The following is a 14294-nucleotide window of genomic DNA, read 5'->3' on the forward strand; positions in this document are numbered from 1 at the left end:
GTCCGGAGAGCGGTTTACGGTGACGGTCGCGGGCCGGTGGGCTCCCTGGGGGCAGCCGGACTGTCCGGGTCGAGCAGGTGCCGGTCTCCGCCGGCGGCCGGGATCCCCCTCGCTCTCATGCCAGGGCGAACTTCTGGGCGCCGGAGCCGTTGCAGTCCCAGATCTGCAGCCGCGTGCCATTCGCCGTGGCGCCCGACGGAGAGTCGACGCACCGGCCCGTGGTCGGGTTGGACATCGAGCCATCGGCGTTGGCGACCCAGTTCTGGTAACCCCCGCCGTTGCATGTGGCCAACTGGAGTTTGGTGCCTGCCGCGTTGACGCCGCCGGCGATGTCCAGGCACTTGCCCAGCGTGCGCAGGGTCTGGCCGCTCCAGGTCCACTTCTGGTCGAGCGAGGTCGCCTGCTGGCAGTCCCACAGCTGGACCGCGGTGCCGTCACCGCCGGTGTCGTCACCCGCCACGTCCACGCACTTGCCACCCGGACCGTAGATCGGGGTGCCGATGGCGAAGTTCTGGGCGCCGGAGCCGTTGCAGTCCCAGATCTGCAACCGCGTGCCGTTCGCGGTGGCGCCCGACGGCGAGTCGACGCACCGGCCGCTGATCGGGTTCCGCAGCGAGCCGTCGGTCTGCCGCACCCATGCCTGGTAGCCGCCGCTGTTGCACGTGGCGAGTTGCAGCTTCGTACCCGCGGCGCTGTTGCCGCCGGCGATGTCCAGGCACTTGCCGAGGGTCTGGAGGGTCTGGCCGCTCCAGGTCCAGTGCTGGTCCTTGGCGGCCGACTGGCAGTCCCACAGCTGGACCGCGGTGCCGTCGCCGCCGGTGTCGTCACCCGCCACGTCCACGCACTTGCCGCCCGGACCGGTGATCGTCTGGCCGGTCACCGAACCACCACCGCCGCCGCCCCCGGAGCCGGGCCCCTTGTTGTACACGGCCACCGAGTCGATGACCAGCTTGCCGCCGGAGACCGTGGCCGCGTTGGGGCCACCGCCGAAGGCGTCCGGGAAGCCGCCGCCGATCGCCAGGTCGTAGATGATGAAGAACGGGTGATCGATCGCGTCGGACCAGGTTGTCGCGTCCACCTGGTTGGCGCTGACGGTGAAGAAGTTGTTCCCGTCGAGGTAGAACCGGATCTGCTCCGGCGACACCGAGCGGTCGATCTCCGCCGCGTAGTCGTGGAAGCCGGTCTGGCAGCCCGAACAGGCGCGCTCACCCGAGCCGATGCCGGTCGACTCGTTGCACGGGCCGCCCGGGTTCACGCCGCAGTGGATGGTGCTGAAGTCGGAGCTGCGGCCGTTGATGTCCTCCATGATGTCGACCTCGCCGGACTTCGGCCAGGTCACACCGTCACGCAGGGGTGCGCCGAGCATCCAGAACGCGGGCCAGTAGCCGGCGCCGTTGGCGGTGGTGACGTTGGGCTGCTGGAGGACGGACTCGATGCGTACGACTCCGCCCGCCGGGGCGCCGAAGGTCGCCGCCTGGGTCTCCACGCGCCCGGACGTCCATCCGCCCCGGGGGTCGGAACCGGAGTGCTGGGCCTGGAGCACCAGGTGGCCCTGGCCGTCGTAGTAGACGTTCGACGTGCTGCTGGTCATGGTCTCGATCTCACCGGTGCCGAAATTGCTGCCCGGCCCGGTGTCGTACTTCCACAGGCTCTGGTCGATGCCGGTGCCGGAAGCGCCGTTGAAGTCGTCGCTCCAGGTGAGCGTGAAGCCCGACGGCGTCGGGGGCACTGCCGCCTCGGCGTTCAGCGTCACGACGACGGTGGCCGCCACCGTGACCACGAGGACGGGAAGCAGGACGAGCGCTCTCTTCCACCCGCCGCGCCGCGGCCCTGCAAAATTCAAGCGCATATGTCTGACCTCCGGGGAAAAGGCATGATTTCGCGTGTCCGCTACGCTCCCATCCGGCGGGCTGCCCCAGCATGACGCCGACGGACGTCAGCCCGTGCCGCGGGACAGACACCTTGAGGATGTCATGTACACAGCTTGTCGATCGGTTCGAGGTTCGACAAGACGGCAGACGCGTCCCCCCTCTCTGAGCACCACCGATCCCGGAACACCGAGCAGGTCTCCCACGGAGGTACGAGGAGGTCGTCCGCTCTCAGTCGTGGTCCCGTTCGCGCGTGTCCGGGACCGTCCGCCGTTCACCCGAGGGGGGCTGCGCCTGCTCTCACCGTCACACCAACTGCGGCCGCAGGTCGGACCAGCCGTCCAGACACGCGGCCGGCAGAGGGTCCCGAAGACGGGTGCGGTGTTGCTCTGCGGCCCGGATGAGGTTGCCGGCCCGGCGTGAACGGAGCAGTTCGGGGCGGGAGTACGAATGGAGGTCGGCACGGCGGGCGAGATCCGCGGGAGTGCCGGGGATCGTAGCCAGACAGTCCCGGACCAGGCTGTCGGCGTCCGGAACCACGGTCTGACCGGACAGCGGGGCGTAGCGGTCGTGGAGGGCCGCGACGAACCACGCACGGGACTCCGCCGTGGCCATGGCGGTGAACAACCCCTGTCGCTCGCCCTGGTCGAGGAGCCAGAGCTTGAGTTCGATCCAGGCGCCCTGCTCATCACCCCGCTGGGAGATGCGGAAGTCGATGACCTCCAAGTGATAGAGCCACCAGTTGGCCCGCCCCTCGTCAGGCCGCGGACCTCGACGGGCAAGCCAGTCCGCGCGCGTCTCTGCGGAGAGTCCTCGAAGGTGGTCGAGGCGGTCCAGCGCTGGGCGTCGGCCGACGGGACCCATGGCCCTCCGGACGGCTTGTCCGTGGGTGCACGGTGCGCCGATCCGGTAGACGGGCAGATCCTCGGGCTCGGAGGACAGAGCGCTCTCCCGGAGACCGACGAGGACACTGGAACCGCTCTCCGGCTGCCACATCTCGCGAAACCCCGGGTCAGCGCCCGGCAATTCCCTGAGCGGCCAGTGCTCGGTATCCAGCAGAGCCCTGACGTCTCCCAGTCGGGGTGGCGTGGCGGGGAATATGCCGTACGCCGCCCGGATCGCGGGGTTGACCACTTCCGTGCCGGCCGTTTCCAAGCGATGGACCTGCACGGCGAAGTGCAGTCCCCGCCACGACCTGCCGGCCGACGCAAGCTCCCAGGTGAACTCGACCAGCCCGAAATCGCGGATCATCGCCCTACCCGTCCGGTGCTCACCGAAATCCGCGCCCAACACGGCCTCCACCTGCTCCGGCGTGCTGTGAGCATCAAGCCCCAGGACGGTACCGGAGCGGAGTACATCGGTGTAGAACTCGAGATCGCCCACCCGCCGCATTCCCCTCACGCGCCGGTCCGAGCCGCCGTCTGCCCGTCGCCCACCCGAGGCTCTGCACGCGACGCACCGATGCGCGAGGCGAGTACGCCGGACACCGGGTAGAGGTGTTCGACCGGCAACAGCCGGGAAGCCTGCTCCACCAGCCCCTTACGGGCCAGTTCGTGGACTGCGTGGGCGAGTTCGGTGACATCGTCGATCCCCAGGATCCACTCGTCCAGGTAGCGGTGGACGGCCTCACCGCGCAGGCCGACCTGCAGCGAACGCCCCGGCATCGGGCGCAGGTCGAGGTCCCGTTCAGGGTCCCATTGGATACGCACAGGGCTGCGACGCATCTCGCGTTTCCACTGGTCGCGCGAAGTGTGCACACGGCCGTCGTAGCCCGACAACGCGCTGTGGGCCAAAGCCCACGCGAACCCGTCACGGCGGATCCGGATGGCCAGCACCCGCTCCTGCCCCACGGCAGAACCCCAGGAACTGCGGTACATCATCCACAAGAACGACGGCTTGATCCATGTCATCCGGTCACGGTCGTATCCATCGGGAAAGCGCCCCTGAGCCGCTGCCGGGTCAGCGATCTCCGGGGAGTACGCCTGGTAGACCGTGATCGTCTCGGCGGAATGGAGGGCGCGTATCTCGCGCGGCACGACAGACACGGATACATGCTCGCAACCGTCACCGCCGCAGGCCACCGGGTTTTCACCGCCGGGCAAACGCCCGGCGGTGATCAATGGGCGGCGCTCTCTGCGCCGAGGTCGGAACCGGCGCATCGGATCATGGCGAGGCCGGGCACGTCTCGTGGTGGCGACGTACAGGTCGGGGCTGATCGTGCCCGGCGGGAGCAGCGAGGTGGAGTCGGGGGCCCGCGGCCGCGATTCGCTCAGGGTTCGGCGGTGGCGGACGGCCTTTCGGCGCACGCGGCTCGACAACCTGGTCACGACGGCCGGTGGAAGCGGCATGGAAGCCACGGCAGCCCGGCCGCACGACGGGCAGCAGGGTCCGGACGATTCCATGGGACAGCGTGTGCCGGATGATGGGGACTGACGGCGGGACGGCGAATGTGAGGGCGGCGCAGTGACGGACAGCGAATCCATCCGGGCGGAGTCCGGTCCTCGGTCGGCCGGTGGGGGGTCGGAGAGCGTCGTGGCTGTCGCCCGGCCCGAGGGCGAGGCCGAGTCGGCAGCCATGCCGGGCGCCGAGGCCACGGGCGAGTCGGCAGCCGTGCCGGGCGCCGAGGCCGCGGGCGAGTCGGCAGCCGTGCCGGGCGCCGAGGCCGCGGGCGAGTCGGCAGCCGTGCCGGGCGCCGAGGCCGCGGGCGGGGGCGCGAGTCCTCGGCGGTCGCTGCGTCGGCGACTGGGCGGGACCGTGGTCCTCCTCGTCCTCGCGATGCTGTTCTTCCTGCCCTGGTGGACGCTGTTCGCCTCCGGCGCCGACTGGCCGTTCCCGGTCTTCCTGGCCGGCACGGTCGTCTTCGCCTCCTGGCTGGTCTCCTTCCCGTTCCTGATGGCCGCGGGCCACGGGCACCGGCGGGTCGACCGGGCGGCTCGCGTCGCGGACAGCACCCTCGGCGTGGTCTGGGTGCTGTTCACCTGGTCGGCGCTGGGCGGCCTGGCGCATCTCGTGCTGATCGGGCTCGACGTCGGCGGCGCCGACCGGGCCAGGATCATCGCCGTGGCCGTCGCCGTGGTCTCGGCGGTGCTGCTGGCCTGGGGACATTACGAGGCCATGCGCGTGCCCCGGGTGAAGCGGCTGGACGTCCACGTCCCGCGGCTCGGCGGCGGTCTGGACGGCACCCGTGTCGTCGTGCTGGCCGACACCCATTTCGGGCCGATCGACCGGGCCGCCTGGTCGGCGCGGGTCACCGAGGCGGTCAACGCGCTCGACGCGGACGTCGTGGTCCACGCCGGCGACATCGCCGACGGCACCCCCGCCCAGCGCCGGGAGCAGTCCGCGCCTCTCGGGACGATCCGGTCACGGCTGGCGAAGGTCTACGTCACGGGGAACCACGAGTACTTCGGTGAGGCCCAGGGTTGGCTGGACCGTATGGCGGAACTGGGCTGGGAACCGCTGCACAACCGCCATGTCGTGGTGGAGCACGGCGGGGACTTCCTCGTCCTCGCGGGCGTGGACGATGTGACCGCGGAGTCCTCCGGCCTGGCCGGGCACCGCGCGAACCTGCTCGGCGCGCTGGCGGGGGCGGACCCGGACCGGCCGGTCCTGCTGGTCGCCCACCAGCCCAAGTACGTCCGACAGGCCGCTGCCGCCGGCATCGACCTCCAGGTCTCCGGGCACACCCACGGCGGCCAGATCTGGCCGTTCAATTTCCTCGTCCGGATCGACCAGCCGGTGGTGCACGGCCTGAGCAGGCACGGCGAGCGGACACAGCTCTACACCAGCCGGGGCGCCGGCTTCTGGGGGCCGCCCTTCCGGGTCTTCGCGCCGAGCGAGATCACGCTGCTCACCCTGCGGTCGGGCGGCGAGGCGGCCACGGCAGAGCGCACCGGAGGCAGGACCGCGGACGGCACGGACCTCACGGCGGGCACGGGCGTCGACGACAGCTGACCGGGCCGACACCCCTCGCGGCGAGCGCCCCCGGCATCACTAAGGGCCGGGCCGGCGGCGAAAGTCGCGGCTGCCGGGCGTCGCAAGGACGCTGACCGCGGGTCGGGGTGGTGAGCGACGCACCGGGACGCACCGGGCGAGGCGGGCGAGGCGGTCGACGGGTACGAAGCCGGGCGCGTCGCAGCGATGAGTCCGCCGGCGCCCACAGGTCTACCTCCCGACCGGTACAACCGACTCATCGGGAGCAAGGCATGGGCCTCATCCACATCGAACTGTTCGCCACCCTCGACCTCGTCGGGCAGGCGCCCGGCGGCCCCGACGAGGACCCGGTGGGGTTCCCGTTCGGGGGCTGGCAGGCACCCCTGCTGGACGAGGTCTCCGGGGCGCAGGTCGCTGCCGCGTACGAGGGAACGGACGCCCTCCTGCTCGGCCGGCGGACGTACGACATCTTCGCCGCCTACTGGCCGCACCAGGAGGGCGGCGAGGACAACGAGATCGCCACGCTCTTCAACAGCGTCCCCAAGTACGTGGCCTCCCGAGGCAGGCCCGACCTCTCGTGGGCCGGGTCCACGCAGATCGGCCCGGATCTGGCCGGCGCGGTGCGCGAGATCCGCGACCGGCACGAGCACGTGAAGGTCGTCGGGAGCCTGAACCTGGTGCAGACCCTCCTGCGCGAGAAGCTCTTCGACCGTCTCGACCTCTGGGTGCACCCGATCGTGCTCGGCGTCGGGAAGAAGGTCTTCGACGGCGGCGCGGTGCCCACGAACCTCACACTCCTCCAACCGCCGGCGGCCGGTGGGCGGGGCACCGTGTACCTGCGCTACGGGCTCGCCGACGGCACGCCCGGGACGGGCGACATGAGCGCACCCGATCGCGGGGCCGGGCACGACGGCTGAAGCAGCCCCGCGACGGGCGGGTCCGTGTCGGCGGCGTCGTCGACGTCCTCGGCGCTCCGGGGATCCGGGGATCCGTAAACCATGGTCGGTCTGGCCCCGGGTCGGGGGCCAGACCGTAGGACGTTCCCGGGTCAGCGGCTCAGCAAGCGCCGAGGTCCTGCCAGACACCCCATTCGCCGGTGGTTCCGGGCTCCTCGCCCTGCGTCCACCACTTCGCGTTCCACTTGTGGCCCTTCCACGAGACCGTGTTGCCACCGGTGTAGATCTGCGAGGAACTCCAGGAGGCGGTGGTGCAGGTCGTGCCTCCGGTGGTCCCACCGGTCGTGCCGCCGCCCGTGGTGGTCCCACCGGTCGTGGTGCCCCCGGTCGTGGTCCCGCCCGTGGTCGTCCCCCCGGTCGTCGTCCCGCCCGAGCCACCCGCGTACTTCATGAACGTGTCGGTGAACGCCAGGCTGCTCTGGCTGATCTGGCTGCACGTGGACAGCGAGTTGGCGCTGCCGCCGCACGGCTGGTCCCGGTTGATCGACCAGAACGCCAGCCGTCCGACGCCGTGCTGCGCGGCGAAGCTCTCCACGGTCTGGGCGTCCGCCAGGGTGAACGTGGAACCGTCGTCGTTCTTGCCGATCATCGGGGTGATCCCGAGGTTGGCGTAGGCGTAGCCGGAGTCGACGGACTGCATCTGGGACAGCGTGGCCTGGGCCGCGGAGACCGACCCCTGGCCCATCTGGGTACCGGTGCCCGCGTAGAAGTCCATGGTCATGATGTTGACCACGTCGATCTTGATGCCGATGTTCTTGGCGGCCTTGAGGATGTTCACGCCGTCGTTGGTCAGCCCGCTCGTCAGGACCGGCAGGGTCACCGAGAACTTGAGGTTGGGGTTGGACGCCTTGAGGTTCTTCATCGACTGCATCTGCCGTGCCGCGGCGGCGGTGTCCGCGATCGCGGCGCCTTCGATGTCGAAGTCCAGCTGGGTGACCCCGTAGGCGTTGATGAGGGCCTGGTACCCGGCGTCGATCGAGCTCTGGGTGGAGCAGGTCCAGGCCAGCGGCAGACCGCTCGCGCCGCCGGACGAGATGATGACGGAGGCGCCCTCGGACTTCGCTTTGGCGATCAGCGGATCGGTGAAGGAGTCGGCGCCGATGGGAAGGGTGTCGCCCCAGATCTGTTTGCAGCCCGAACCGAGCACGAAGGCCGCGGTGTAGGACTTGAGCCCATGTCCGGTGATGGCTGCGTCGAGCAGACCTTCCTGACTGTTCGACATGTCGACGTAGGGGGCCACGGCGTAGACGCCGGTCGCCGCGGCGTTGCCGGCGGGGGCCAGGGCGAAGACCGCACCGGCGGTCGCGAGCGTGAGCGCGGAGGCGGAAGCCGCCCATTTCGCAAGGTGCATGGAAGTCCCTCGGGCGTGAAGTGGTGGGGGGAGCGTGCGTCTCGGGCCTGAGTTGGTATGTACCAAACAGCGCGCGAGCACACCGCGTCAAGAGGACTAGACCAACTTCCCTGATTCCCGGGACCCCATCGCCACCGAGGAGGACCGGCCCGACCTCGCACAGAGCTTCGCGGCCCTTGTCGGCACGCGGCTTCTCAGGACATCGGCGTCGCGGACCGCGCCGGGACCGGGCCCCGGAGGTCGCGGGACGTCGCGGGACGTCGCCAGCGCTCGCCGAAGGTCGCCGAAGGTCGCCGAAGGTCGCCGAAGGTCGCCGAAGGTCGCCGAAGGTCGCCGAAGGCGAGATGCGTCCCCGGCCCGTCACCTGCCCGCGCTCAGGCCCCACGTCTGAAGGGCGAAGGGCCGGCCCTTCTCCTCTCCTTCGATCAGCGGCACATCGAGCAGGCTGAAACCCGCCTTGGTGGCCACGGCCACACTGGCGGCGTTTTCGGCCTCCAGTTCCAGGATCACCTGCTCCGCGCCCAGTTGCTCGAAGGCGTACGCGGCCATCACCCGTACCGCGCGCACGGCCAGCCCCTGGCCGCGGTGAGCCGGGCCGACCGCGTAGCCGAGCTCTGTGCCCTCGGGGGAACGCCGCAGCATGACCTCGCCCAGCGGCGCGCGGCCGTCAACGGTGATGGCGAGAAGGATGGCCGTGCCCTCCGCCCGCAACTGCCGGTCCCGGTCCAGTCGCGCGCGGGCGGCCGCCTCGTCGAAGGGGGAGACGATCGGTGTCCAGTACGCGATGTCGGGGTGGTCGAACAGCTCCGGCATCGCGGCCAGGTCCGCTTCCGTCCAGTCGCGCAGGACGAGACCTTCCCCCGTGAGCCCGATCCGATCGGGAAAGGGCGACGTGGTGCTGCTCATGGTGTGGGACCTCCCTGGCCTGTTCGGAACGACGCAGGATAACCGGGGCCGGCCGTCGGTTCGCCGGAATCCGCGGACACCACGTGACGTCACGGGGCCCGGCGGACTACGCGGCGGCGCCGAGCAGGGACAGCAGCCGATCCACCGTGGCCCGTGACTCGCGGTGCAGACCGGGCAGGTCCAAGCCCTCGTCCGCCAGGATCACCAGCAGCGCGTGGTCGCCGACGGCCAGTACGACGACGTAGCCGCCGTTGCAGCGGGTGACGACGTCGCGCAGCCCGCCGAGGCCGACCTCCGCTGCGGTACGGCGGCCGAGCCCAAGGCTCGCGGCGGCGAGCGCGGCCACCGACTCGGGCTGCACGGCCACGGTGTCGGCGGCCACGAGCAGCCCGTCGGAGGTGGAGATCACCGTCTCGTTGACGCCCACGACGCGTTCGCGCAAGGACTTGAGCGAGGCTACGAGCGCTTCGTACGGGGCGGAACTGGTCATGGTGCGGTCTCCTCGGGGCGGCCGGTCTCTGTCCCACGCACGGCGACAGGTGGTTCTGCGACAGGTGTTGCGGTGGTAGGTGATCCGACAACAGGTGATTCGACGTCAGGTGGCTCCGCCGCCCCGGCGACGGCACGGCCGGGAACCCCGGGCGGCTCCTCCGCGCCGCCCATGGCGGCGGTCGGGGCCAGGAGGGCGGCACGGATCAGGCGTAGGCCGCCGACCGTGTTCCGCTGGTCGGCCGAGGTCCCGGAGGGGCCGTCCGCGGGTCGGCCCGGCGGCAGGTTGCCGCCCGGACGTCGCCGGGGCAGCGCCGCGGCGACGGTCTGGGGCATGGTCGGCGGGTCGGCGGCACGCGCCGTCAGCAGGGGGCGCGACGAGGGCAGGCCGGTGTCCCCCACGACGAACCGGCGGGCGGTCAGCCGGGCGAGGTCGAGCATCACCGGGTACACCCCGCGCCCCACCGCGAAGGCGAGGTCACGCGGGGTACGGCGCCCGTTGGCGCTGAGCAGCAGCGTACGGCTGCGGTTGTCGAGCACGTCCAGATCGGCACGGGCCGCGGGCCGGACCGGGGTACGGGCGAACTCACCGACGGAGGGGCACTGTTCGCGCAGCGTCCGCAGGCGCAGTGCGGTCTCCTCCGTGAGTCGGGCCGGCTCCTGGCCTGGCCGGGCGGCCAGTTCGGGAACGCGACCGGGATCGGTTCGCCAACCCGACGCCGGTTGCAAGGACATCGCGAAAGCACCGTCGAAGACCGCGGCGGTGCAGACGACGAACAGTTCCGCGGCCGTGATGAGTCCTCGACCGGTCAGTACCGATGCCAGTGGTTCGCTTTCGGTGACCGCCGCGAGCGCGGCCTCCCAGTCCTGCTCGTCGATCCGTTGGGACCTCAACAGCAGGGAGCGGGCGGAGGGGGCGGCCGGCGACTCGACCGCGACGACCAGTCCGTCGTGGAGGAAGAGCGTGCCGCCCGGGCCGCCTTCCACCTCGACCGCACCGGTGAAACGGTCCTGCCGCAACCGGGAGAGCAACGAGGGTACGTTCCGGGGCTCCCGGCGGTGCTCGGGAACAGCCGTCATGCGAGCAAGTCCTTGCAAGCCGCCGCGACCTGACGTGAGGCCAGCGCCAGATTTGCCTCCGACCGGTCGAGCAGGGCCGACATCAGCACCGGGTCGCCCTGCCACGGTACGACGTGCACGATGTGGTAGGTCCGGCTTCCGGTCACCACCACGTTCTCCAACTCGCCCTCGGCGCCCGCCTCGTGCAGCCGGTCTTGGATGAGGTTCAGCAGATGGCAAACCTCGAATCCGGTTCCGGCCGCGGCGCAGTCGCCGGTTTCGGCGTAGGTGAACCCGGTCACCGCGTCGACCAGAGCCACACCGGACGCACCGGCAACAGAAAGGACTTCGCCGAGCATCGACTCCAGCGCGTCCACGGGGCACCCCTTCACTTTCGATCACCTGGCAGAGTACTTTAACGCCGAACTCTTTCATCTGTGAGCGCGTATGGTGATTCTCCGCTCACACCGGCCCCGCGCCCATATGGTCAGGGCCACGGTGGACCTGCCTTGAACCAAAGGAATTCCCATGAACATTGAGTCGGCGCTCAAAGAAGCGATGACCGTCGAAGGCGCGATCGGAGTGGCGCTCGTCGACTACGAGAGCGGCATGGCGCTCGGCACCCTCGGCGGCGGGAGGGGGCTGGACCTGGAGGTGGCCGCGGCCGGCAACACCGAGGTGGTGCGTGCGAAGGTCCGTGCGCTGTCGATGCTCACGATCGACGACACGATCGAGGACATCCTCATCACCCTGGGAACGCAGTATCACCTGATCCGGCTGCTCAGCGGCACTCGCGGGTCGCTCTTCCTCTACTTCGCCCTCGATCGCGACCGGGCCAACCTGGCGCTCGCCCGTCACGTGCTCAGGAAGGTCGAGGGGGAAGTACAGATCTGATCCCGGCGGACGGAACACGGCAGGGCGAACGCCGGACTGACGGGCGGACAGACGGTCGCCGCGCCGCCCGGCCGACGCCCCGGGCGGCTGAAGCCGATCGACCGAAAATGAATATGCGGCGGGACGCCGCCTCCCCGGTAATCCACCGTCCGCCGAAATCACCAATTTCCTCTGTGCATCTCACAGAAAACATGTATCCCGTCCGCCACGCGGCCACCGCGGGACCGGCGTGACTTCTCTTCCGCACGCAGCGTGAGAAGCACGTCGCCCTGCGCGACTCTTGCCTTTCGCATAAGTTTTGCGCCCGCGCCTCTGCGCATATCAGGCGTCACGCCGATCACTCACGCGCCGCGAATACGCGGTTACGGTGAATACCGCGGTCACCGCCACAACGCGTTGAGTGGCCTGGGTGACCGGACCAAGGGTCGGTCAGCGCCCGGCACAGCGCGGCCATGACGACGCCGGGCCCCGGCACCCGCTCCATGGACTACGCACTGTTCGGGTCGGCCAGGAAGAGGCAACCTGGTGAGCACCGGGACTGCTCCTCGCACGCGCGTAGTTTCGCGTAACGTGGGGGCACTGGTGGCCGGTGGGCGGGAGAGCGGCATGGCGAACGAGACAGTGGTGTACGACGGACGGCTGCGGGACCTGGAGGCGCAGGCGTTCCGCACCGGCCGCACCCTCGCCGAGCACAGCGAGCAGCTGGCGACCATACGCGAACAGCAGCGCACCGCGTTCGGGAACATCGACGCCCTCGGCGACGCCATCGGCGCGACGGGGGACCGCACGATCGCCCAGCGACTCGACACGATCGAAGAGCGGCTCGGCAGCATCGACGAGCGATTCGACGCGATCGACCGGCAGCTGGGCACGATCGGGGACGTCCTGTCCGCCCTCGCCCGCGCGCAGGGCATCGACCCGAAGCCCGCCGACTGACCCCGTAACGGCACGCTGCCAGGCCCAGGGACACCGTCGGCCCGCTCCCGAGGCTGTCCGCCCGTGGGGCGCCTGTCAGGTCCTTTCGACGGGCCTGTGGACACCTGTCGTTCCATCGGCGAACCGCACCGCCGAGCAGCAGTTCGTACGCCCGCCGACCGCTACTAGCAGGCGTCGTCGTCGCGGTCGCCGCTCCGCGCGAAGCGGGGGAAGCGGGCGAGGAGGGGCGGGGAGTCCCATCCCGTACGGTCGCCGGTCAGCCATCCGTCCACCGACGGAGTCGGCGGGCGCACCCGGCCGAGTACGTACAGCGCGACGCCGAGCACCGCGCCCGCGAGGGAGATCCCGAAGCAGATCCACAGAGCCGTCCTCGTACCCGAGTCGGCGTTTCTCCCGACGGAGGCGGCGACGTACAGCAGGACCGGGGCGATCATGAACGCCGCCACCGCCCGCATGAGTTCGACGATCGCGAACACGCGCTGCACACTGCTGGACCGCAGCGAGAAGCCCGCGATGAACAGGGCCGGAACGACGGAGGCGCCGACGCCGATGCCGACCAGCCCCGAGCCCACGGCGGTGAGCGCGGACGTGGGCGGGGCGGCGCCGTTCATGATCACGACGCCGACGCTCAGGAGGAGCAGGCCGACGAGGACGAAGTAGTGCAGCAGGTGGGTGCGGAAGACCGTGCCGAAGACGACCGCGGCGACCACCGCGCCGCCGAACTCGGGGAGATAGAGCAGCCCCAGGTGCAGGGGCGTGACGCGGTGCGCGAGCGTGGCCTGGGTCAGTGAGATCGCCGACACCGACGCGGCCGCCGCGCAGATGGCGGCGATGATGCCGGCGACCGGAAGCGTGCTGAACAGGCTCCCCACGCACAGCAGCGGACGCTTGGTCGTGTACTCGTGGACGAAGAGGGTGACGATCAGCAGCAGCCCGCCGATCAGCGGCCCGCAGGTGGGGGCCGCGACGAAGGGGTGGGTGAGCAGCTCCGAGGCGCCGTAGAACGCGGACACGCACCCGACGATGGCCAGCCCGAGCGCGATGACGTCGATGGGGGCGTCCGGATTGAGCGGCGGGGTCTCCTGGAAGGTGAGGGCGGACAGTACGAGCGCCGCCACGGCGATTCCGGCGATGGTCCAGAACAGCGGCCGCCAGCCGTGGGCGTTGGCCTGGACGCCGCCGAGCACCGGACCGAGCGCGACGGCGCCGAAGATGCACACGTTCATGATCACGGCGGTCGTGCGCAGCCTGGTCGCCGGATATCCGATGATCAGCGGCGGTACGGCCGCGATCAGCAGCAGGCTGGTGCACAGGCCCTGTAGGACGTGGCCGACGATGAACATCGCGGAGTCGGTCGCCGCCGCGGTGAGCACCGAGCCGATCACGAGCAGGATGCCGTAGACGAGCAGCATCCGCCGTTGCGGTAGCCGTTGGGCGAACTGCACGGCCAGGACCGTTCCCACCGCGTAGCCGGCGTTGGCCATGCCCGTCGTGAGGCTGATCGCCTGCGGGCTCATGTGCAGATCCCCGGCGACGAGCGGCGTGATGGGCCCCAGAGCCGCCGAGAGGGCCAGGTAAGGCACCAGGGCGAACACGACCATCGCCGCCACCGCGGGATAACGTCCGGCCAGCGGGCCCTGTCGCATCGGTCGATTTCTCCTCGTTAGGTGGGAAAGGCGGCGTTCCGTCCCATCGTGGACCGTGACCGCCGCGCTCCCGTCAGGCGCAGCCGCTGAAGTCACCCGATCGACACTCGTCCCGGGTGAACCCCCACCCGCTCCTTGCCCCTGTCCGGAGGTCGGTCGAGGTCGGACGGCCGGACCCGGCGCCGACGCCGCCCCCGGGCAGGGCCGACGTCGGCGCCGGGAGGTTTATGCAACCAAAGGTTGCATGCAAGCTGAGCGC

13 protein-coding genes are annotated in these 14294 nt (G+C 70.5%); 4 read left to right on the top strand and 9 right to left on the bottom strand.

Going from position 1 to position 14294, the window contains the following annotated elements; genetic code table 11:
- Positions 1-115 precede the first annotated feature (115 nt).
- The 3 genes from OHA30_RS15675 to OHA30_RS15685 all read right to left on the bottom strand — a co-directional run bounded on the left by OHA30_RS15675 (position 116) and on the right by OHA30_RS15685 (position 3913).
- Positions 116-1849 (bottom strand): ricin-type beta-trefoil lectin domain protein, encoded by a 1734-nt coding sequence (locus OHA30_RS15675; protein WP_328914455.1) that lies wholly within the window; start codon positions 1847-1849, stop codon positions 116-118.
- Positions 1850-2174: 325 nt separating this feature from the next.
- Complete coding sequence (locus OHA30_RS15680; RefSeq protein ID WP_328914456.1) at positions 2175-3251, bottom strand: hypothetical protein; 1077 nt, start codon at positions 3249-3251, stop codon at positions 2175-2177.
- Positions 3252-3265: 14 nt separating this feature from the next.
- Entirely contained in the window at positions 3266-3913 is a 648-nt protein-coding gene (locus OHA30_RS15685; RefSeq protein ID WP_328914457.1) for a DUF4291 domain-containing protein, read from the bottom strand.
- 487 nt (positions 3914-4400) lie between these two features.
- Between OHA30_RS15685 and OHA30_RS15690 the strand changes: the two genes are divergently transcribed.
- Positions 4401-5819 (top strand): metallophosphoesterase, encoded by a 1419-nt coding sequence (locus OHA30_RS15690; protein WP_328914458.1) that lies wholly within the window; start codon positions 4401-4403, stop codon positions 5817-5819.
- Between the two features lie 251 nt (positions 5820-6070).
- Positions 6071-6715, top strand: coding sequence for a dihydrofolate reductase family protein (locus tag OHA30_RS15695; RefSeq protein ID WP_328914459.1), 645 nt, complete (start codon positions 6071-6073; stop codon positions 6713-6715).
- 139 nt (positions 6716-6854) lie between these two features.
- Here the strand turns inward: OHA30_RS15695 and OHA30_RS15700 are convergent, their stop codons facing one another.
- The 5 genes from OHA30_RS15700 to OHA30_RS15720 form a co-directional block, all read right to left on the bottom strand.
- A complete protein-coding gene (locus OHA30_RS15700) occupies positions 6855-8105 on the bottom strand; it encodes a chitinase (protein ID WP_328914460.1) in 1251 nt (416 codons plus the stop codon).
- Between the two features lie 360 nt (positions 8106-8465).
- Positions 8466-9011, bottom strand: coding sequence for a GNAT family N-acetyltransferase (locus tag OHA30_RS15705; protein WP_328914461.1), 546 nt, complete (start codon positions 9009-9011; stop codon positions 8466-8468).
- A 106-nt stretch (positions 9012-9117) separates the two neighbouring features.
- On the bottom strand, positions 9118-9501 hold the full coding sequence (locus OHA30_RS15710) for a roadblock/LC7 domain-containing protein (protein WP_328914462.1): 384 nt from the start codon (positions 9499-9501) through the stop codon (positions 9118-9120).
- Positions 9498-10580: a DUF4388 domain-containing protein gene (locus OHA30_RS15715; protein WP_328914463.1), complete on the bottom strand. Its 1083-nt coding sequence runs from the start codon at positions 10578-10580 to the stop codon at positions 9498-9500. Before OHA30_RS15715 ends, OHA30_RS15710 begins: the two co-directional genes overlap by 4 nt.
- Positions 10577-10936 carry a hypothetical protein gene (locus tag OHA30_RS15720; protein ID WP_328914464.1) on the bottom strand — a complete coding sequence of 120 codons (360 nt, stop codon included), beginning with the start codon at positions 10934-10936 and terminating at the stop codon, positions 10577-10579. The genes OHA30_RS15715 and OHA30_RS15720 overlap by 4 nt, the downstream gene beginning before the upstream one ends.
- Before the next feature lie 151 nt (positions 10937-11087).
- Between OHA30_RS15720 and OHA30_RS15725 the strand changes: the two genes are divergently transcribed.
- Both OHA30_RS15725 and OHA30_RS15730 read left to right on the top strand, forming a co-directional pair.
- On the top strand, positions 11088-11453 hold the full coding sequence (locus OHA30_RS15725) for a hypothetical protein (protein ID WP_328914465.1): 366 nt from the start codon (positions 11088-11090) through the stop codon (positions 11451-11453).
- A gap of 606 nt (positions 11454-12059) precedes the next feature.
- A complete protein-coding gene (locus tag OHA30_RS15730; RefSeq protein ID WP_328914466.1) occupies positions 12060-12389 on the top strand; it encodes a hypothetical protein in 330 nt (109 codons plus the stop codon).
- Between the two features lie 164 nt (positions 12390-12553).
- On the opposite strand, the gene OHA30_RS15735 is transcribed toward OHA30_RS15730, so the two are convergent.
- A complete protein-coding gene (locus tag OHA30_RS15735; protein WP_328914467.1) occupies positions 12554-14035 on the bottom strand; it encodes an MFS transporter in 1482 nt (493 codons plus the stop codon).
- Positions 14036-14294 lie beyond the last annotated feature (259 nt).

Source organism: Streptomyces sp. NBC_00223 (assembly GCF_036199905.1).
Classification (GTDB): Bacteria; Actinomycetota; Actinomycetes; order Streptomycetales; family Streptomycetaceae; genus Actinacidiphila.